We start from the raw sequence: 19,436 nt of genomic DNA on the forward strand, positions 1-19,436 counted from the left end.
CAGGTACGACAAACTCGCCGTCCGCTACGAAGCGACCGTGCTGGTCGCGGCCATCAACGAATGGCTGTGACCAGCACTTTCGCAACAGACCCTAGACGTACGGACGCCAACCGCGGCCGGCCGCACTCGCCGCGCCCGCCGCGGACAGTCGTGCCGCAGGGCGGCACGGGTGGGCGGTGGGGGTCCCTCCCGTTCGAGCGAAGCCGGGAGTGGGGGAGGCACCCCGTGAGCGCCGGACCGCGCGACTCCCCGCCCGGCACCGCTCGCCGTCACCCGCCCGTGCCGCCCTGGGGGCACGGCGACGCGCCGGTGACGTCGCACCGGCGCGCGCTGGGGGTGGTTGGTGCTACTCGCGGCCCCGCTTGGGGACGTCGCGGCCGCGACGGCCGGACTCCTCGTCCATCTCCGTCTCGGCCTCGATGCGCTCCTTGCGGACCTGGCCGCGGACGGTCTCGTCGGCGGTCTTCTCCTCCGTGGTCATCCGGACCCGTTCGACCGGCACCGCCTCGGTCTCCACGACCGGGCGCTCCTCGTACAGCGTGACCTCGTGCTCGTCCTCCTTGAAGGCCGGGCCCGACATGGCCTCGCCGCGGTTGGCGTCCGTGATCGGCTCGCGCTCCACGCGGACTTCCTCGTGGCGCACCGGCACGGTCTGCTGGACCTCCTCCGTGACCACGTACTTGCGCAGCCTGGCCCGTCCGGTCTCGTGCCGCTCGACACCGACGCGCATGTGCTCCTCGGAGCGGGTCATGGCGTCGTCGCCGCGTCCTCGGGTCCGGGCTTCGCTCCGGTGGCCCGCGGTGCCCGCGGTTCCGGCCGTGCCCGGCGCCGTCCGGGAGGCGTCGCCCCGACGGCCGGCCGCGCCCGCCGCGCCGGCGGCCCCCGCCGTACCGGCCGTGCCCATGCCGGGGGACCGGTCGCGTTCGCCGGGCTCGGCCAGCACGGAGTCCCAGTCGATGCCGTAGTAGTCGTACAGACGGTGTTCCTCGTCCACCGACAGGTGGCCGCCCGCGTCGATGTCGACGTTGGGCGCGCCCTTGATCTTGTCCTTGCGGTAGGGGACCTCCAGGTGGTCCTTCACCAGGGCGGCGTCACGGATGGGGATGAACGACTCGCTGGAGCCGAACATGCCCGTTTTGACGGTCACCCACTCGGGGCGTCCGCTCGCGTCGTCGAGGAAGACGTGCTTCGCGTCGCCTACCTTGTTCCCGTCCCCGTCGTAGACGGGATGATCCAGCAGGGTCGAGATCTCTTCGCGGGTGATCATCTGCCATCACCCTCCTTTCGAAGGTCGCCTCTCACGGGTTCTCCCGAATCGCTCGCCGAAAACAGTATGAAAGCGACAAAAAGTACTTAATTTTCCACAGTGCTCACTCGTGGTGACCTCCCTCGTGTCCCTCCACCGCCTCCGGCTGCGCCGCGCGCGCCAGGGCGCGGCGGTCGCTGTGGCTCCCCGGCGGGAGGGGAGCCCGCACCTCGACCTCGGCGACCACGCCACGGGCCGACGTCACGCGCCACAGCGAGGCGAGGAGCGTGTCGTCACCGACGAAGGCCGGTGCGGTGGCCGGGATTCCGCGCACACCCCGGTAACTGATGCGCACCGGCTGTACCGGGACCCGGGCGTCCAGCGCCGCCTGGAAGACCGCGCGGCGAAAGTGCCCCCGGGCCCGGCCGCACCAGGTGCTCCCCTCCGGGAACGCCGCGACCGCCGCGCCGCCGCGCCGCCGCGCAGGATCCCGGCGAGCGCGGCGACCGTGTCCGGTAGGGCGCGCAGCCGGTCACGGTCGATGAACAGCACGCCACCGCGCGCCGCCAGCGCCCCCGCCACGGGCCAGCGCCGTATCTCGGTCTTGGCCAGCATCCTGGCCGGACGGACCGCCGCGAGCAGCGGCACGTCCAGCCAGGAGATGTGGTTGGCGACGAGCAGCACTCCGCCCGTGGGCACGGCGGCCCCGGCGATACGGACCCGGACCCCGGCGGCCCGTACGATCCACCGGCACCACCGGCGCACCGCCCCCGCCGGGATCCGCCGCCCGAGCGGGAGCAGCGCGATCCCGGCGAGGACCAGCAGGCCCACCGCCGCCAGCCGCAGCACCGCCAGCGGTACGGCCGCCGCGGACGCCGTCGGTTCCACACAGCCCCTCGGGGTGCAGGGCGCACCCGGCAGCCAGACGCTCATCGGGCGGGGACGAGGGAGAGGAAGTGCCGCAGGTAGCGGGGGTCGACCCGGTTCATCGGCAGCAGCACATAGAGGTCGGCGACACCGAAGTCCACGTCGTGCGCGGGCTCGCCGCAGACCCAGGCGCCGAGCCGGAGGTAGCCGCGCAGCAGGGCGGGCAGCTCACCGGGGGCGGCGGGGGCCGAGGTCCCCGGCAGCCAGGGCAGCAGCGGGCGCACCCGGTACTCCTCCGGCGCGAGGTGCTTCGCCCGCACCCGGTCCCAGGTGGCGGAGGCGAGCGCGCCCCCGTCGGCGAGGGGGACGGAGCAGCAGCCGGCCAGCCAGGCGTGGCCGTGGTCGGTCATGTAGCGGGCGATGCCGGCCCAGATGAGCCCGATGACCGCGCCGTCGCGGTGGTCGGGGTGCACGCAGGAGCGGCCGACCTCGACGAGGGAGGGCCGTATCGCGTCGAGGCCCGACAGGTCGAACTCACCCTCCGCGTAGAGCCGTCCGGCGATCCCCGCGCGCTCCGGCGGCAGCAGCCGGTAGGTGCCGACGACCTGACCGCCGGCCTCCTCGCGCACGAGCAGGTGGTCGCAGTACGCGTCGAAGGGGTCGACGTCCAGTCCCGGCTGCGGGGTGCCCGGCAGGGCGCCCATCTCCCCCGCGAAGACGTCGTACCGCAACCGCTGAGCGGCACGCACGTCCTCCTCGTCGCGGGCGAGGGCGACGGTGTAGCGGGTGGGGGTGGTGGGCCGCGGGTGGTGGTCGACGGTCAGCACGCCTGTCATGGCTCTCTCCTGATCACGCGCCGGAGCGGGGGTGGGGACACCCCTGTTCTTCCGATCGGGGTTGGCGTGTACGTGACCGGAGCCGGGAGTACGGCTGTGGAGATGCTGAATGTTGGGAGCGAGACAGGGCCGGGAGGAGCACCTCTCCCGGCCCTGTCCGTCCGCACCTGTCGGCGAACGTTCACTGCGGCGGCCCACAGGGTCGCGGGGCGTGACCCTGTGCTGCTCCGCCGCGTGGGCGCGACCGGCCGCCGACGGCCCGCGGTCCGGCGACGACCGCCCACGCGACGGCGCTACCGCTTGGCGGCCTTACGAGTGGCCCGCAACCACTCCTTGTTCATACCGGTGATGGAGGTCAGCGGAATCCCCTTCGGGCAAGCGGTGGCGCACTCCCCGGCAAGCGTGCACCCCCCGAACCCCTCCTCGTCCATCTGCGCCACCATGTCCAGCACCCGCGTCTCCCTCTCGGGCGCCCCCTGCGGCAGCACATTGAGGTGATTGACCTTCGCGGAGGTGAACAACATCGCCGCCCCGTTCGGGCACGCCGCGACACACGCCCCGCACCCGATGCACTCCGCGTGCTCGAACGCCAGGTCCGCATCGGGCTTCGGCACCGGCGTCGCGTGCGCCTCCGGTGCGGAGCCGGTCGGCGCGGTGACGTAACCGCCGGCCTGGATGATCCGGTCGAAGGCGGACCGGTCGACCACCAGGTCCTTCACGACCGGGAAGGCGGAGGCCCGCCACGGCTCGACGTCGATGGTGTCGCCGTCCTCGAAGGACCGCATGTGCAGCTGGCAGGTGGTGGTGCGCTCGGGCCCGTGGGCGTCGCCGTTGATGACGAGCGAGCAGGCGCCGCAGATGCCCTCGCGGCAGTCGTGGTCGAAGGCGACCGGGTCCTCGCCCTTGAGGATGAGTTCCTCGTTGAGGGTGTCGAGCATCTCCAGGAAGGACATGTCGGGTGAGATGCCGTCCACCTCGTACGTGGACATGGCGCCGTCGGCGGCGGTGTTCCTCTGCCGCCAGACGCGCAGGTTGAGCTTCATGCGTAGCTCCGCTGGGTGGGGTGGACGTACTCGAAGACCAGGTCTTCCTTGTGCAGGACGGGAGCCTCACCGGTGCCGGTGAACTCCCAGGCCGCGGCGTAGGAGAACGCGTCGTCCCTGCGCGCGGCCTCGCCGTCGGGGGTCTGCGACTCCTCGCGGAAGTGGCCGCCGCAGGACTCGGAGCGGTGCAGCGCGTCGAGGCACATCAGCTCGGCGAGCTCCAGGTAGTCGACGATGCGGTTGGCCTTCTCCAGCGACTGGTTGAACTCCTCGCCGGTGCCGGGGACCTTGATGCGCCGCCAGAACTCCTCGCGGATCTGCGGGATGCGCTCGAGGGCCTTGCGCAGTCCGGAGTCGGTGCGGGCCATGCCGCAGAACTCCCACATGAGTTCGCCGACCTCGCGGTGGAAGGAGTCGGGGGTGCGGTCGCCGTCGACGGACAGGAGCAGGTCGATCCGGTCCCGGGTCTCGGCCAGCACCTCCTGCACCGCCGGGTGTTCGTCGGTGAGTTCCCCCTGGTGCGGGTTGCGGGCCAGGTAGTCGTTGACGGTCGCCGGGAGGACGAAGTAGCCGTCGGCCAGGCCCTGCATCAGCGCGGAGGCGCCGAGCCGGTTGGCGCCGTGGTCGGAGAAGTTGGCCTCGCCGACGGCGAACAGGCCCGGGACAGTGGTCTGGAGGTCGTAGTCGACCCACAGTCCGCCCATCGTGTAGTGCACGGCGGGGTAGATCCGCATCGGCACCCGGTACGGATCCTCGTCGGTGATCCGCTGGTACATGTCGAAGAGGTTGCCGTACTTGGCCTCGACGGCCCCCCGGCCCATCCGCTCGATGGCGTCGGCGAAGTCGAGGTAGACGCCCTGTCCGCCGGGACCCACTCCCCTGCCCTCGTCGCAGACGTTCTTCGCGGCGCGGGAGGCGATGTCACGGGGCACCAGGTTGCCGAACGAGGGGTAGATGCGCTCCAGGTAGTAGTCGCGCTCGTCCTCGGGGATCCCGCTCGGCGGCCGGTCGTCGCCCTTGGCCTTCGGCACCCAGATCCGGCCGTCGTTGCGCAGCGACTCGCTCATCAGCGTCAGCTTGGACTGGTGGTCGCCGGTGCGCGGGATGCAGGTGGGGTGGATCTGGGTGAAGCAGGGGTTGGCGAAGTACGCGCCGCGCCGGTGCGCCCGCCAGATCGCGGTGGCGTTGGAGTTCATGGCGTTCGTCGACAGGTAGAAGACGTTGCCGTAGCCGCCGCTCGCCAGGACCACCGCGTCCGCGAAGTACGTGTCGGTCCTCCCGGTGATCAGGTCCCGGGCGACGATGCCGCGGGCCCGTCCGTCGACGACGATCAGGTCGAGCATCTCGGTGCGCGGGTGCATCTCGACGTTGCCGGCCGCGATCTGGCGGGACAGGGCCTGGTAGGCGCCGAGGAGCAGTTGCTGGCCCGTCTGGCCGCGGGCGTAGAAGGTGCGGGAGACCTGGACGCCGCCGAAGGAGCGGGTGTCGAGCAGTCCGCCGTACTCGCGGGCGAAGGGCACGCCCTGGGCCACGCACTGGTCGATGATCTCGACGGAGATCTGCGCGAGGCGGTGCACGTTGGACTCGCGGGAGCGGAAGTCGCCGCCCTTGACGGTGTCGTAGAACAGCCGGTGGACCGAGTCGCCGTCGTTGCGGTAGTTCTTCGCCGCGTTGATGCCGCCCTGCGCGGCGATGGAGTGGGCTCGGCGCGGGGAGTCCTGGTAGCAGAACTGGACGACGCGGTAGCCCTGTTCGGCGAGTGTGGCACCGGCCGAGCCGCCCGCGAGACCGGTACCGACGACGATGACGGTCTTCCCCCGCCGGTTGGCGGGGTTGACCAGCTTGGCCTCGAAGCGGCGCCTGTCCCAGCGCTCGTGGACCGGTCCCGCGGGAGCCTTGGTGTCGGCGACCGGCTCGCCGGTCGCGTACTCGGTGTAGGAGGTCATGGTCAGTTCACCACTCCGGTCATGACGCCCACGGGTACGGCGAGGAAGCCGGCCGTGAGCAGCAGCGCGAGGGCATTGGCGGTGGTCTTGAGGGCGCGGTCGCGGGTGCGGCTGCCGGCGCCGAGGGTCTGGGCGGCGCTCCAGAAGCCGTGCCGGACGTGCAGGCCGACGGCGAGCATCGCGACGATGTAGAGGGTGTTGCCGTACCAGGTGGAGAAGGTGTCCACGATGTTCTGGTAGGGCTTGCCGGTCTCGAAGCCGCCGGAGTGCACGGTGCCGGTGGTCAGGTCGAGGAGGTGCCAGACGATGAACAGGGCGAGGATGACGCCGCCCCAGCGCATGGTGCGCGTGGCGTAGCTCGTCCGTGCCTTCTTGTGCACGTACTTGCTGGGGCGTGCCTTGATGTCGCGGCGGCTGAGCTGGTAGGCGGAGACGGCGTGGGCGACCACGGCGACGACGAGCACGACGCGGATGATCCACAGCGTCCACTCGTAGTGCATGAACGGTTCACCGACGGTGCGCAGCCAGTGGGCGTAGTGGTTGAACTCGCCGGCCCCGAAGAAGATCTTCAGGTTCCCGATCATGTGGGCGACCAGGTACAGCAGCATGATCAGGCCGCTGACCGCCATCACTGCCTTCTTGCCGACGGTCGAGTCCCACACGGTGCGTGCCAAGGACGGCCGTCGGTCCGTCCGCGTTGCCAGAGCCATGTCACCAGACGCTAGGGCCGGAAGGCCCCATCGGTCCAAGACATGGTGCGGCTCGTTCCGATAGGGCGAGCCTATGATGGGCCCATGCAGTTCCAGCAGCTCCAGTACTTCGTGGCCGTCGCCGAGACCCGGCACTTCACCCGGGCCGCGGAGCTGGTCCATGTCGCGCAGCCGTCACTGTCGCAGCAGATCAAGGCGCTGGAGCGGGAGCTGGGGGCGGATCTGTTCCGGCGGGCGCGCGGGAACATCACGCTGACCGACGCGGGCGAGGCGCTGCTGCCGCTGGCCCGGCGGATCCTGGCCGACGCGGACACCGCCCGGCACGAGGTGCAGGAGGTGGCGCAGCTGCGCAGCGGGCGGGTGCGGCTGGGCGCCACGCCGAGCCTGTGCACCGGTCTGCTGCCGGACGTGCTGCGCGCCTTCCACGACCGCTATCCGGGCGTCCGGCTGCTGATCGAGGAGGGCGGATCCCACGACCTCGTACGGGAGCTGGCCCGCGGCGCCCTCGACCTCGCCCTGGTGGTCCTGCCGCTGCCGACGCCCTCCCCCGCGCTCACCACGGTGGAGCTGCTGCGCGAGGACCTGGTGGTCGTCGCCTCCCCGGACGCGCCGCGGCCGGGACGGGGCCGGCGCACCGTGCGCATCGCCGACCTGGAGGGCGAACGCCTGGTGATGTTCCGGCACGGCTACGACCTGCGCGAGCTGACCGTGGCGGCGTGCCGGGCGGAGCGCTTCGAGCCCGAATTCGCGGTGGAGGGCGGCGAGATGGACGCGGTACTGGGCTTCGTGCGGGCGGGGCTGGGAGTGGCGGTGGTACCGCGGATGGTGGCCGCCCGCTCCGGCCACGGACTGCGCGTCACCCCGCTGGCCCGTCCGGGCCTGCACCGTGCCATCGCCCTGGCCCACCGCAGCGACGTGGCCCCGCCCCGCGCGGCCCGCGAGCTGCAGCGGATGCTGCTGGAGCGATGAGCCGTCCTACGGCACCACCGTGACCGGCCACCGGCCGGCCTTCACCAGACGGACCGCGACCGAGCCGACGAACCGGTGGCCCGCCTGTTCCGAAGCGCCCACGACCACGGCGTCCGCCTTGAGGTCGTCGGCCGCCTTCACCAGTCCGTTGTACGGGTCGCCGCGGAAGGTGTGGAACTCCCAGCGGAGGTCGAAGACGCCCTTGATCCGCTCCGTCGCGTCCCTGACCTGCGTCACCAGGTCCTCGGCTATCTCCTCGGTCGTGCCGGCCACCGGCGCGCCGAGCGCCGCTCCCGCGGCCAGCACCGGCTGCACGTACACGAGGGCCAGCAGCGCGCCCTGGCGCCGGGCCAGACCGGCGGCGTACGCCGCCGCGCGCAGCGAGGAGTCGGAGCCGTCCACGCCGGCCACGATCACCTTGGGGCCGTCCGTGCCCCGTTCGAACTGATGGGACTGCTGTTCCGTCACGGCTGCGAGGCTATCGGAGTCCGGCGCCCCGGCCTCCACTCGCCCCTCGGGGTCCGTCGCCCCGCACTGCGCCGATCGGGTGAAATCGTGCCGCCACACCGGTGTCGCTGAGGTGCGTCGGACTCCGGTGGGGCGACTGATGAGTCATGCAGAAGGATCAGTTGCTCACCCGGCGCGGGGCGCTGCTCGCCGGGGTCGTCTCCCTGGGCGCGGCCGGTGTGGCCGCGGCGTTCGCGCCGGGCGCCGGGAACCGCGCCGCACCCGCGCCGCCGCCGGCCGCCGGTGCCCGGGCGGCCCGCCGCCCGCTCAGGCCCTCCGAGTACCGCCTGCGGCCCCTGACCGGCTACGGGTCCGCGCACACCCCGCCGGGCAGGACGCCGGTGCGGCACGAACCGCTGCTGCGTGTGCCCGGACACGACCGCACCATGGTGCTGAGCTTCGACGACGGACCCGACCCCCGCTACACCCCGCACATCCTCGACACCCTGGCCCGGTACGAGGTGCGGGCGATGTTCTTCGTGTGCGGGGAGATGGCGGCCGACAACCGGGACCTGCTGGCCCGGATGGCCGACGAGGGGCATGTGGTCGGCAACCACACCTGGACCCACCCCCTGCTCACCCGGCTGCGGCGGGCCCGGATCCGCTCCGAGATGGAACGCACCAGCGACGTCGTCGAGCAGGCCTGCGGCGAACGCCCCGAGTGGTTCCGCGCACCCTACGGCGCATGGAACCGCGCCGCCTTCCAGCTCGGCGCCGAGCTGGGCATGGAGCCGCTGGCCTGGACGGTCGACACCCTCGACTGGACCACACCCGGCACCCGCGCCATCGTCGGCCGGGTGGAGGACGGCGCCGCCCCCGGCGTCGTGGTGCTCTCGCACGACGCCGGGGGCGACCGCTCGCAGAGCGTGCGGGCCCTGCGCGCCTATCTGCCCGGACTGCTGGACTCCGGGTACCACGTCACCGTCCCCCGCCGGCAGTACGTCTGAGCGCTTCCCGCCCGCCCGGACGCGGGGCCGCTCAGCGGACCTCGGCCAGGCGGGCGAAGGCGACCACGTTCCCGTCGTAGCCGTTCTGCTGGGAGAAACCGCCGCCGCAGGTGATGACGCGCAGTTCCGCGGTCCCCTTGGAGGCGTAGACCCGGTCGCCGGGGAAGTTGTTCTTCGCGAAGACCTCGATGCCGTAGATCTCGAACACGGCGGTCTTCCCGTCCTTGCGGGTGATCTCGACGCGGTTTCCCTTCTTCAGCGCCCCGAGCCCGTAGAACACGGCCGGTCCCTGCGCGTTGTCGACATGGCCGACGACGACCGAGGTGCCCTTCTCTCCCGGTGAGACGGCACCGGTGAACCAGCCCGCCAGATTGGGGTCCTGGGGCGGCGGCGCGTCCACCCAGCCCTCCGCGTCCAGACCCACCGGAATAATGGGCGCGTCCACCTGGATCGCCGGGATCGTGACCCGGTCCGGGACCGCGTACGGCAGCGGTCGCACCGCCTCGGTCGTGATGCCGCCGGGCGTCCTGCTGTCGGCGGCGGCCGCGCCGGCCGGCTGCGGCGGACCCACGTCGAATTCCCCCGAACCGTTCCGGATGAGCGCGAGGCCGGTGAGCAGAACCAGCGCTATCACGCCCCACGGGGCGCGCTTCTTCCGCCGCGCCTCCCATTCGGCTTCGGCCGGCTCGAAAGCAGACATTCGCCTTCCCCTCTCGATACGGCCGTCGTCGTACCACTCGCGCATGACGAAAACGCTAAAGGCCGCACGCGCAACCGGCGACGGGGCGGCGGCGAACGGGTGGCCCCGGCACGACCGGGTGCGCCATCCGAGGCGGTACCGGACAAAGATTTTCTGACGGTCCGTGACCTGCGGCGATATCCCCTCGCACGGTTTTCCGCGCGGGTTCGCCTCACCAGTACGGACCATTCCCGAAATGCGGGCGTGCGCAGGGCAACTGAGGGTCTTTCCGGGAGGCGCTTTCTCGCCGATCGACCGGGAACGGGACCCGGGGCGTCTTCCGCGGAGGATCACATGCGCAATTCACGTGCCCTGGCGGCCGCGGGCGCCGCGGTCGCCGTCCTCGGGGTCGCCGCCCCGGCGGCCGTCGCGGACTCCGGCCGGGTTCCCAACCCGTCCAACATCGTCGCCCTGCCCAGCGTCATCGCCCGTGGCGGCCAGCTGACCATCACGGTCGACGGCTGCCCCAATGGCGGCACGGCGACCTCCAACGCCTTCCCCCGGACGGATCTGACGCCCATCAGCGGTGCCAACGACACCTCGAAGGGCACCGCCACCGTCGATGCCGACGCCCGTCCCGGTCCCTACGACATCACGGTCCACTGCTCCGGCCGGAGCCTGACCCGGCCGGCCGCCTTCACCGTCATCGGCGGTGTCCGCGGCGGTATCGGCGGCAGCAGCACCAGCGGGGCGACCCCGACCGACATGGCCATCGGCGGGGCGCTGGTGACCGCCGCGGTCGTCGGCAGCGGTGTCTTCTGGATGCGCCGCCGCGCCGAGAAGCGGGTCTGAACCGCTGTCCCCTTCGGGTCGCCGTTTCACACCAGTCCGCACGCCGCTCGCCCCGGATCCCGCGGGATCCGGGGCGACGCTCTGCTCCCGCGGGCGGTCTCAGCCCTCGATGTGCGGGAAGAGCCGCAGGAACGGGTCCGCCGACGCGGCGAGGCCCCGGCTGTAGGGGGCGTCGAAGTCCCAGATGAGGAAGAGCAGGAAGGCGATCAGCGCCGAGAACAGCCCGGCGAGGATCATCTCCCGGACGGTGCGCCGGATCTGCAGCGCGAAGATCATCCCGATGGTGATGGCGGCCCCGGAGATCAGCCCGAACCACACCACGCCCGGCATGGTCTCCCCGGTCGACTCGGCCCGCGCGCTGCGCGCCTGGTCGGCGGCGGCCACCTGGTCCACGAGCGGCTGGTAGGCCTGCGCCTCGAAGTCCGTCCGCGGCTGGTGGTCGGTGACGTCCCGGCGGACGCGGTCGAGGAGTTCGGTGCCGCGTTCGGTGACCCGTCCGTCGTCGGCCATGGCCCGCCACTCGGTGGTGACGACGTGTCCGACATAGGCGTTGACATCGTCCCGGATGCGGTCACGCACCTCGGCGGGGTAGACCCGTACCCGCTCCGAGACCTCGTGCAGTGCCACCGCCTCCGCCCGTACGTGCTCCTGGGCGGCGCTGCGTCCCTCCCAGACGCCGGCGATGGCGAGACCCAGGACGATGGCGTACACCACGCCGATCCACATCGTCATGTACTCGATGACGTCCGGGGTCTCGCTGGGATCCTCGTCCTCGGCCGCCCTGCGGTGCCGCAGGAGAGTGATGACCACCACGACGACACAGGCGGCGAGCATCGCGAGGGTGAGAACAAGCCATTCCGACAAGAGGTGCCTCCAGAAGGGGGTCGGGCCGGGCCTCAGCGCGGACGCAGGGCGGCGACGGCGACCACGGCGGGCGTCGTGATGAGCAGGACGAAAACGAGCGGCGAGGTGGCACCGCCGGAGGTCCGCCGGACCGGGACCGCGCGGTACCGCGGGTAGTGCACGGGTGTCACGGACGGGCGCGGCTTCGGCGTGGCCGACGGCGTCGGGTCCGGTGACGGTGGCGGCGAGGGGCGTGGACGCGGCGGTGGGGCGGGAGTCCGCGTCGGACGGGCGGCGGGCGGTGCCGGACGGGCGGCCGGCGGGGGCGACGGCTCGGGGGGCGGGGTCGGGCGGGGTTCCGGCGGCGGTGGCGGGGTGGTCGGCGGGGGCTCGGGCGGGGGCGGCGGCTTCGGCGTGGGTGTGGGTGTGGGTGTGGGTGTGGGTGTGGGTGTGGGTGACGGTGGCGGCGGTGAGCAGAACGGGGGGGCGGTCCAGGTGACGTCTCCCGCGACCGCCACCGCCTCCGTGCCGTCCGGCCCCGTCGAGGCGTACGCGCAGGCGTCGGCCACGGCCGCGCCTGGGGCGCCGACGAGTGCCCAGATCAGCGTCGCCACGGCCAACGCGCGCGCGACCGCGCGGGATCGGGTCGGTACGAGTGCTTGCACGACGAAGATCATGAGTCGTGTACCGCCGGGCCACGCCCGGGATCCCTGGTGATTGCCCCGAAGGAGTTAACAAAAGAAATTGCGGCCACCGTTGAACACAACCCGTGCTCCCGTGCGTACCCATCGTCGAGCGGCGGCACAGCAGGGCGCTGCAAGACCCTTGCGATGATCTGGAGTTGACGATGAAGACCTCCTGGCGGACCGCCTCACTGGTGGCGAGCGCCGCGGCGGTGCTGGCCCTGACCACGGCGTGCGGGCAGGACAGCCCGCCGCCCGCCTCCAGCCAGAACGTCGGTGCCACGGCCGGGGCCGGGGACGTCGGCAGCATCGGCACCGGCGCGGGCCAGGCGGGAGGGGGCGGCACACAGGCATCGGCGAGCCCTTCCGACACGGCGGGCGAGCTGAACGTCTCCACCAACGCCGAACTGGGCAAGGTGGTGACCGACAGCCTCGGTCTGACCCTGTACCGCTTCGACCAGGACACCGCCGAACCGCCCGCGTCCAACTGCGAGGACGACTGCGCCAAGACCTGGCCGCCGGTGCCCGCCGACGACGCCACGGCCGGCGAGGGGATCGACAAGTCGCTGCTCGGGGAGGTCGCCCGGGCCGACGGCACCAAGCAGCTCACCGTCGCCGGCTGGCCGGCCTACCGCTACGTCAAGGACGTCAACGCCGGTGACGTCAAGGGTCAGGGCGTGGGCGGCAAGTGGTACGCGCTGAACCCCGAGGGCAAGAAGGCGCAGGCGGCCGACCAGCCCGGTCTGTCCACCCGTGAGGACCCGAAGCTGGGCGAGATCGTCGTCGACAAGAACGGCATGACCGTCTACCGCTTCATGAAGGACGAGGCCTGGCCGAAGCCCGTGTCGGCCTGCACCGGCGCCTGCCTGGAGAAGTGGCCGGTGGTCTCGCCGGTCGACTTCGGCGACACCAAGGGCATCCAGAAGAAGGGCTACATGACCTTCACCCGCCCGGACGGCGCCGGCCAGCAGACGATCAACTGCTGGCCCATCTACACCTTCGCCGGTGACAAGGCTCCCGGCGACACCAACGGTCAGGGCGTCGGCGGTACCTGGTACGCCGTACGGCCCGACGGAAAGCCGGTCGGCGCGTCGGAGAAGTAACAACCTTCCCAGGGTGTCGTCCACTCGGACGCCGCCGGCCCCGTGTCCGCCCCTCCGCAGCCCGCGGAGGGGCGGACCGTTTTGCCGTGATTCACCGGTACCCATGGGACCATCGGCACTCTTCTCCGCGTATTTCCCGGCGTGCCGGAACTCTCCTGAAGGCCGTGGACACATGTCGTCACGCTCTCGCGGGGGGCGCGGAACAAGCACGTGCCACTGGCAGTGACCGGGAACGGATGGTCAATTTCCGTTTGGGGTCGCTCCTTTGGCGGGCGATCAGTAGCCTCTGCTCGAACACCGGATCGCCTACGCCTTGGAGAGCTACATGGAGCGTCCCGCCTGGGCCCCGCGGAGCATCGACATCTCGGTGCCCAGCGTCTCCCGGATGTACGACTACTACCTGGGCGGTTCGCACAACTTCGAGGTCGACCGGCAAGCGGCCCGCAGGGCCATGGAGTTCATGCCGGGCCTGCCCAAGGTCATGCAGGCGAACCGTGCCTTCATGCGGCGGGCGGTGCGTTTCGCGGCCGGTGAGGGCATCACCCAGTTCCTGGACATCGGTTCCGGCATCCCGACGTTCGGCAACGTCCACGAGGTGGCGCAGGCGGCCGTACCGGACGCACGGGTGATGTACGTCGACCACGACCCGGTGGCCGTGGCGCACAGCCAGGCCGTTCTGGCGGGCAACGACGGCGCGGACGTCGTCGCCGCGGACCTCCGCAAGCCGCGGGAGATCATCGACAGTCCCGAAGTGCTGCGGCTGATCGACCTGAATCGGCCAGTGGCACTGCTCCTCGTTGCCATACTGCACTTCGTGGAAGACGCGGACGACCCGTACGCGGCGGTGGCCGAACTGCGCCAGGCCCTCGCGCCCGGCAGCATGCTCGTGCTCACCCATGCCTCGTACGAGGGGATCCCGCTGCCGGCGGAGCGGGCCGAGGGGGCGGTGGACGTGTACCAGGACATTCGCAACCCGCTGATCATGCGCACGCGCGACGAGATCGCGCGGTTCTTCGAGGGGTACGACATGGTGGAACCCGGACTGGTGCCGATGCCGCAGTGGCGGCCGGACACCGCACCGGAGGACGAGGATCCCTACGCGTTCTCCGGTTTCGCCGGCGTGGGGCGTACGGCGTGAGCGCGGAGCCGGACGGGCCGGAGGACAGACTGCGCCGGTTCGCGACGATCTGGAGCCGGGCGGTCTTCCCGGTGACCTCGACGTCGTCGACCCGCCCGGAGTTCCAGGAGCGGCTGCTGCCGCTGGCCCGGCTGCTGAGCGAGGCGCTGCGGGCCCGGTCGTTCGACGCGGACGCGGGCCGGGCGGTCGGGGCCGCGCTGGTGGAGGCGCACTGCACCGACCCGGAGGCGCTCAGCCGGACCCTGGACTGCGTGGACGCCTATCTCGTCCTGTACTGCGGCGGGGACGGCGACCGGGAGGATCTGCGGGCGCGCTCCGGCAGGCTCCAGCACGCCATGGCCGCCGGGTTCGCGCAGGCGCTGCGCGAGCGGACGCTGGCCGAGCAGGAGGCCATCGCGCAGGCCGCGCTGGAGGCGCAGGGCGTGGTGGCGCAGGCGCTGCACGCCACCGAGGCCCGGTTCCGCGCGGTGTTCGAGGGCGCGGCGATAGGGATCGGCATCGCCGACCTGGAGGGCAACATCCTGCAGGTCAACGGCGCGTTGCGGCGCATGTTCGGCCTGTCCGAGCAGAGCCTGCGCGGCCGCAGGGTCAAGGAGTGGGTGCACCCCGACGACGCGCCGCAGACATGGCGGCTCTACGACGAGCTGGTGAGCGGCGAGCGCGAGCACTACCACCTGGAAAAGGCGTTCTACCGCCCGGACGGAACGGTCCTGTGGACCAATCTGACGGTGTCCCTGCTGCGCGACGCCGACGGTGACCCGCAGTACCAGCTCGCCCTCATGGAGGACACCACCGAGCGGCGGCTGCTCAACCTCCGGCTGCGCTACGAGGCCACCCACGACGCACTCACCGGGCTGCCCAACCGGGCGTTCTTCTTCGAGCGGCTGGAGAAGGCGCTCGGCGCCGGCGAGGGCCGGCGGTTCGGGCTGTGCTACCTCGACCTGGACGGCTTCAAGACCGTCAACGACAGCCTCGGGCACGCGGCCGGCGACCGGCTGCTCGTCGAGGTCGCCGACCGGCTGCAGGCCTGCGCCACCGCGTCCGGCGAGATGGTGGCCCGGCTCGGCGGCGACGAGTTCGTGGCGCTGACCACCGGCCCCGACACCGAGCGGACGGTCGACGAGCTCGCCGCCCGCATCATGAACGCGCTGCTCGCCCCGATCAGCGTCGACGGCCGTGAACTGACCGTGCGCGGCAGCATCGGCATCGTCGAGGGACCGGCCGGGGAACGCAGCGCGGCGGAGGTACTGCGCAGCGCCGATATCACCATGTACCGGGCCAAGTCGGCGGGCGGCAACCGGTTCGAGCTCGCCGACCCGGAGGCCGACGCCCGCGCCATCACGCGGCACGGGCTCACCACGGCGCTGCCGACGGCCCTGGACCGGGGCGAGTTCTTCATCGAGTACCAGCCGCTGGTGCATCTCGGAGACGGCAGTGTGCGGGGTGCCGAGGCGCTGGTGCGCTGGCTGCACCCGCAGCACGGGGTGCTGTCCCCGGACCGGTTCATCCCGCTCGCCGAGCACACGGGGCTGATCGTTCCGCTGGGCCGCTGGGTGCTGGAGCAGTCGGTGCGTCAGGCCCGTGAGTGGCGGGACCGGCACGGGGGCGAGGCGCTCGGCCCGCTGCGCATCAACGTGAACCTGTCGCCCTGCCAGCTCACGCATCCCGGACTGGTCCAGGACACGGTGGACATCCTGGAACGCACGGGTGTGGAGCCGGACGCCCTCTGTCTGGAGGTCACGGAGTCGGCGTTGATCGGCGCGGACGACGACCTGCTGAAGCCGCTGCGCCGGCTGGCGGAGATGGGTGTCGACATCGCGCTGGACGACTTCGGCACCGGCTACTCCAACCTGGCCAATCTGCGCCGGCTCCCGGTGAGCGTCCTGAAGCTGGACCGTTCCTTCACGCAGAGCATGCAGCAGTTCCCGGCCGATCCCGTCGACCTGAAGATCGTCGAGGGGATCGTCTCCCTGGCCCACAGCCTCGACCTGGCGGTGACGGTGGAGGGCGTGGAGACGGGAGCCCAGGCCGAACAGCTCCGCATCCTCGGCTGCGACACGGCCCAGGGCTGGTACTACGCCCGCCCGGGCCCCCCGGACCGCCTCCACGACCTGGCCCTGGTGGACGCGACGGGCTAGCCCCTTCCAGGGGCGCCCGGTGACTCGGGACGCGCGGGTCGTGCGGCGGCCGCGGGTCCACCGTGGCTTGTCGCGCAGTTCCCCGCGCCCCTGAAGGGGCGCGGGGCCGCGCCGCCCACGCGGCTCCGCCACGTGGGCGCGAAGGGATCCCCCGGGAGGGGGCGGGAAGGGCCGGTGCTCGCCGGACATCGGGACGGACGGCCGCCGGCACGCCGTCAGAGGGCGCGCAGGAAGTCCAGCAGGATCTTGTTCAGTTCCTCGGGCCGCTCCATGTTGGGGTAGTGCGCGGTGCCGTCGATGATCACGGAGCGGCCGTCGCGGACGGCACCGGCGAACCGTTCCGCCTCGGCGATCAGGTCGGGGGCGTCGAGGGCGCCGTTGACGGTGAGCACCGGGACGTCGATTCCCGGAACCCGGGCCCAGGTGTCGGTCAGGGGAACATGGTGGTTCTCCTCGTCCGGAGTGTGCTTGGCGAGGGTGCCCAGGGCCATCTCGCGCAGCCGGCCCAGGATGTCCGGGTCGATGTCGGCGGCGGTGCGGTGCTCGCCGGGTGCATGGCGCAGGAACGCGGTGAGCCAGCCCTCCACGTCGCCCGCGCCCAGGGCCGCGGCCTGCTCGGCCAGCACCTGGCGGACCCAGGGGTCGGTGTACTGGAAGTCGCTGGTGGCGGCGCCACAGGCCACCACCGCGCGCACCAGCTCCGGGTACTCCAGCACCGTGTCGGTGGCGATGGCACCGCCCATCGACACACCGACGAGCACGGCCGGACCGGCGTCCAGGCGGCGCAGCAGGCCGGCGAGATCGTCGGCCCAGCGGAACGGCGCGGTGGCGTTGGCCGAGGCGCCGTGGCCTCGGACGTCCGGCGCGATCACCCGGTACTCGGCGGCCAGGGCCGGGATCTGGGCGTCGAAGACCCGGTGGTCGGTGAAGCCGGAGTGCAGCAGGACCACCGGGTCACCGGTTCCGGTGTCGAGGTAGGCGAGATCGCCGTCGGCTGAGGGGAAGGAGCGCAGATCCGAAGCACCATTCATGACAACCAAGGTGTCATTCACGCCCGGGTTTGGCAACCCAGGTGTCATGATGGCGAGGTGACAGACATCGACGCACCCCTCCCCCCGGACGAGCTCGGCCGTCGTCTCACCGAGGTCTACGACCTGGTCGGCCCCCTCTACCGGCGCGCCCAGCGCAGCGTGGAGCAGGGCCTGACCGCCGACGACCTGTCCGTGGGCGTACGCGCCGTGCTGACCCTGCTGCACCGCAACGGGCCGATGACCGTGCCGCAGATGGGCAGGGCACAGGCGATCAGCCGGCAGTTCGTGCAGCGCATGGTGAACGACGCCGCGGCGCAGGGCCTGGTGGAGGCCGTCCCCAATCCCGCCCACCGGCGGTCGTCGCTCATCCGTCCGACCGAGAAGGGCTCCGCGGCGGTCTCCGCCGTCCTGGAGCGTGAGCACCTGCTCCTGCGGGGGGTCGGCGGTGGCCTCACGGACGCCGACGTGACGGCCTGCCTGCGGGTACTGGGCGAACTGCTGGAGGCACTCGACCACGTCGACCTCGGCTGACGGTCCTCACTCCCCCATCACGAGCCCGTCCTGCGCGGCGCCCCGGCTCAGCACCACGTTCCGGATCCGGTCGCGCACGGACTGCACCTCGGCGCCCCGGGCGAGCGCCCGGTTGAGGTTGACGACCCGGCCCGCGTCCACGTCGAAGAACTGCGGGACGAACTCGGCCCGGGCCACCTCCCAGCGTCCGCCGGGACGCTTCGGCGGGGCGAACGTGAAGCGGCCCAGGGTGGACTGGTTGCCGCGCGGGTCCCGGACGCCCTCGTGGCCGGTCATCTCGCCGGCGATCTGGTCGCCCATGCCGTAGATCACCCAGGTGCCGTTGACCTTCTCGTAGGCCTGCGGGACATGGGCGTGGGTGCCGAGGATCAGGTCGATGTCGGGGCGGCCCCCGGCGGCCGAGGCGGTGAGCGAGCGGGCGAGGGTGATCTGCCGCTCGTCGGGGGCCTCCTGCCATTCGGTGCCCCAGTGCAGGGAGACCACGACGACATCGGCTCCGGCCTCCCGGGCGGCCCGTGCGTCGGCGACGATCCGCGTCTCGTCGACGAGGCCGACGGCCCAGGGCTCGTCCGGCGGCAGCGGGAGGCCGTTGGTGTCGTAGGTGTAGGCGAGGTGGGCGATCCGCGCCGTGCCCGCGCGCAGCACGGTCGCCGTGCGGGCCTCCCGCTCGGTACGCGCCGAGCCGGCGTGGCGCACACCGGCCCGGTCGAGGGCGTCCAGGGTGCGGCGGATGCCGTCCACGCCGTCGTCCAGGGAGTGGTTGGAGGCGGTGGAGCAGCCGTCGTAGCCGGTGGCGGCGAGACCGCGGGCCACTTCGGGCGGGGACTTGAAAAGGGGGTAGCCGGTGTAGTCGGGGCCCGCACCGTAGACGGTCTCCATGTGGCAGAGCGCCACATCGGCGGAGTCGACGACGGAGCGGATGCCGGAGAGCATCGGCCGGAAGTCGTACCCGGTGCCGCCCGCGTCGTAGCGGGCGCGTTCGATGATCGAGTCGTGGGGCAGTACGTCCCCCGAGGCGACCAGGGTGAAACCGCGGGGCCCCGTGGCGGAAGGGGCCGGACGCCCCGGTTCCGGCGGCCGGTGGCCGCGGGCCTGGCAGGCGGCGCCCGCGGCGAGGACGGCGGTCAGGACGAGGGCCACCTGCCGACTGCGTGTGATCATCACTTCACCCCGCTGTAGTCGTATTTATGGATAAACAGGTAAGAAGCCGCATTACGCCCGTCGTCGTTCCGACACGCTCTTTAGGCCGTCCGGCGTGCGCGAACGGCCGCCTCGACCGTTCGTCGAACCGTTCGTCGACGCGATCGACCGCCCGCCGCACGCTCCTGTGCACGCCCTGTCCCCGCGTCGCGCCGTGCGCTGCCATA

18 protein-coding genes and 1 pseudogene are annotated in these 19,436 nt (G+C 72.0%); 7 read left to right on the plus strand and 12 right to left on the minus strand.

Annotated features, from left to right (window positions below):
• Nucleotides 1-346: 346 nt before the first annotated feature.
• The 6 genes and pseudogenes from ACH4VX_RS33420 to ACH4VX_RS33445 form a co-directional block, all read right to left on the minus strand.
• On the minus strand, nt 347-1,267 hold the full coding sequence (locus tag ACH4VX_RS33420; protein WP_398372830.1) for a DUF2382 domain-containing protein: 921 nt from the start codon (nt 1,265-1,267) through the stop codon (nt 347-349).
• 103 nt (nt 1,268-1,370) lie between these two features.
• Nucleotides 1,371-2,179, minus strand: a pseudogene (locus ACH4VX_RS33425) (lysophospholipid acyltransferase family protein).
• Nucleotides 2,176-2,949: a GNAT family N-acetyltransferase gene (locus tag ACH4VX_RS33430; protein ID WP_398372832.1), complete on the minus strand. Its 774-nt coding sequence runs from the start codon at nt 2,947-2,949 to the stop codon at nt 2,176-2,178. The pseudogene ACH4VX_RS33425 and the gene ACH4VX_RS33430 overlap by 4 nt, the downstream one beginning before the upstream one ends.
• 293 nt (nt 2,950-3,242) lie before the next feature.
• Nucleotides 3,243-3,992, minus strand: a complete 750-nt coding sequence (locus ACH4VX_RS33435; RefSeq protein ID WP_398372834.1) for a succinate dehydrogenase/fumarate reductase iron-sulfur subunit — start codon at nt 3,990-3,992, stop codon at nt 3,243-3,245.
• Nucleotides 3,989-5,938: a fumarate reductase/succinate dehydrogenase flavoprotein subunit gene (locus tag ACH4VX_RS33440; RefSeq protein WP_398372835.1), complete on the minus strand. Its 1,950-nt coding sequence runs from the start codon at nt 5,936-5,938 to the stop codon at nt 3,989-3,991. Before ACH4VX_RS33440 ends, ACH4VX_RS33435 begins: the two co-directional genes overlap by 4 nt.
• Nucleotides 5,939-5,940: 2 nt before the next feature.
• Nucleotides 5,941-6,612, minus strand: a complete 672-nt coding sequence (locus ACH4VX_RS33445) for a succinate dehydrogenase (RefSeq protein WP_398372913.1) — start codon at nt 6,610-6,612, stop codon at nt 5,941-5,943.
• Between the two features lie 120 nt (nt 6,613-6,732).
• Between ACH4VX_RS33445 and ACH4VX_RS33450 the strand changes: the two genes are divergently transcribed.
• On the plus strand, nt 6,733-7,617 hold the full coding sequence (locus tag ACH4VX_RS33450; RefSeq protein ID WP_398372837.1) for a LysR family transcriptional regulator: 885 nt from the start codon (nt 6,733-6,735) through the stop codon (nt 7,615-7,617).
• Between the two features lie 6 nt (nt 7,618-7,623).
• Here ACH4VX_RS33450 and ACH4VX_RS33455 read toward each other — a convergent pair whose 3' ends face one another.
• A complete protein-coding gene (locus ACH4VX_RS33455) occupies nt 7,624-8,085 on the minus strand; it encodes a universal stress protein (protein ID WP_398372839.1) in 462 nt (153 codons plus the stop codon).
• 146 nt (nt 8,086-8,231) lie between these two features.
• Here ACH4VX_RS33455 and ACH4VX_RS33460 point away from each other — a divergent pair, with 146 nt between their 5' ends.
• Nucleotides 8,232-9,071: a polysaccharide deacetylase family protein gene (locus ACH4VX_RS33460; RefSeq protein WP_398372840.1), complete on the plus strand. Its 840-nt coding sequence runs from the start codon at nt 8,232-8,234 to the stop codon at nt 9,069-9,071.
• A 31-nt stretch (nt 9,072-9,102) separates the two neighbouring features.
• Here the strand turns inward: ACH4VX_RS33460 and ACH4VX_RS33465 are convergent, their stop codons facing one another.
• On the minus strand, nt 9,103-9,771 hold the full coding sequence (locus tag ACH4VX_RS33465; RefSeq protein WP_398372842.1) for a class F sortase: 669 nt from the start codon (nt 9,769-9,771) through the stop codon (nt 9,103-9,105).
• A 333-nt stretch (nt 9,772-10,104) separates the two neighbouring features.
• On the opposite strand from ACH4VX_RS33465, the gene ACH4VX_RS33470 reads away from it, so the two are divergent.
• On the plus strand, nt 10,105-10,602 hold the full coding sequence (locus ACH4VX_RS33470) for a hypothetical protein (RefSeq protein WP_398372843.1): 498 nt from the start codon (nt 10,105-10,107) through the stop codon (nt 10,600-10,602).
• Between the two features lie 99 nt (nt 10,603-10,701).
• Here the strand turns inward: ACH4VX_RS33470 and ACH4VX_RS33475 are convergent, their stop codons facing one another.
• Both ACH4VX_RS33475 and ACH4VX_RS33480 read right to left on the minus strand, forming a co-directional pair.
• Complete coding sequence (locus ACH4VX_RS33475; RefSeq protein WP_398372845.1) at nt 10,702-11,466, minus strand: hypothetical protein; 765 nt, start codon at nt 11,464-11,466, stop codon at nt 10,702-10,704.
• Between the two features lie 32 nt (nt 11,467-11,498).
• On the minus strand, nt 11,499-11,627 hold the full coding sequence (locus ACH4VX_RS33480) for a hypothetical protein (RefSeq protein WP_398372846.1): 129 nt from the start codon (nt 11,625-11,627) through the stop codon (nt 11,499-11,501).
• 665 nt (nt 11,628-12,292) lie between these two features.
• On the opposite strand from ACH4VX_RS33480, the gene ACH4VX_RS33485 reads away from it, so the two are divergent.
• The 3 genes from ACH4VX_RS33485 to ACH4VX_RS33495 all read left to right on the plus strand — a co-directional run bounded on the left by ACH4VX_RS33485 (nt 12,293) and on the right by ACH4VX_RS33495 (nt 16,507).
• Nucleotides 12,293-13,231: an SCO0930 family lipoprotein gene (locus ACH4VX_RS33485; RefSeq protein ID WP_398372915.1), complete on the plus strand. Its 939-nt coding sequence runs from the start codon at nt 12,293-12,295 to the stop codon at nt 13,229-13,231.
• Nucleotides 13,232-13,556: 325 nt separating this feature from the next.
• Nucleotides 13,557-14,369 carry an SAM-dependent methyltransferase gene (locus tag ACH4VX_RS33490; RefSeq protein ID WP_398372848.1) on the plus strand — a complete coding sequence of 271 codons (813 nt, stop codon included), beginning with the start codon at nt 13,557-13,559 and terminating at the stop codon, nt 14,367-14,369.
• Nucleotides 14,366-16,507, plus strand: coding sequence for a putative bifunctional diguanylate cyclase/phosphodiesterase (locus ACH4VX_RS33495; RefSeq protein WP_398372849.1), 2,142 nt, complete (start codon nt 14,366-14,368; stop codon nt 16,505-16,507). The genes ACH4VX_RS33490 and ACH4VX_RS33495 overlap by 4 nt, the downstream gene beginning before the upstream one ends.
• Before the next feature lie 215 nt (nt 16,508-16,722).
• Here the strand turns inward: ACH4VX_RS33495 and ACH4VX_RS33500 are convergent, their stop codons facing one another.
• Nucleotides 16,723-17,538 (minus strand): alpha/beta fold hydrolase, encoded by an 816-nt coding sequence (locus ACH4VX_RS33500; protein WP_398372851.1) that lies wholly within the window; start codon nt 17,536-17,538, stop codon nt 16,723-16,725.
• A 57-nt stretch (nt 17,539-17,595) separates the two neighbouring features.
• Here ACH4VX_RS33500 and ACH4VX_RS33505 point away from each other — a divergent pair, with 57 nt between their 5' ends.
• Nucleotides 17,596-18,069 (plus strand): MarR family winged helix-turn-helix transcriptional regulator, encoded by a 474-nt coding sequence (locus tag ACH4VX_RS33505; RefSeq protein WP_398372853.1) that lies wholly within the window; start codon nt 17,596-17,598, stop codon nt 18,067-18,069.
• A 6-nt stretch (nt 18,070-18,075) separates the two neighbouring features.
• Here the strand turns inward: ACH4VX_RS33505 and ACH4VX_RS33510 are convergent, their stop codons facing one another.
• Nucleotides 18,076-19,230 carry a CapA family protein gene (locus tag ACH4VX_RS33510; RefSeq protein WP_398372855.1) on the minus strand — a complete coding sequence of 385 codons (1,155 nt, stop codon included), beginning with the start codon at nt 19,228-19,230 and terminating at the stop codon, nt 18,076-18,078.
• Nucleotides 19,231-19,436 lie beyond the last annotated feature (206 nt).

The organism is Streptomyces sp. NPDC020731, from assembly GCF_044334705.1.
Taxonomy (GTDB): domain Bacteria; phylum Actinomycetota; class Actinomycetes; order Streptomycetales; family Streptomycetaceae; genus Streptomyces.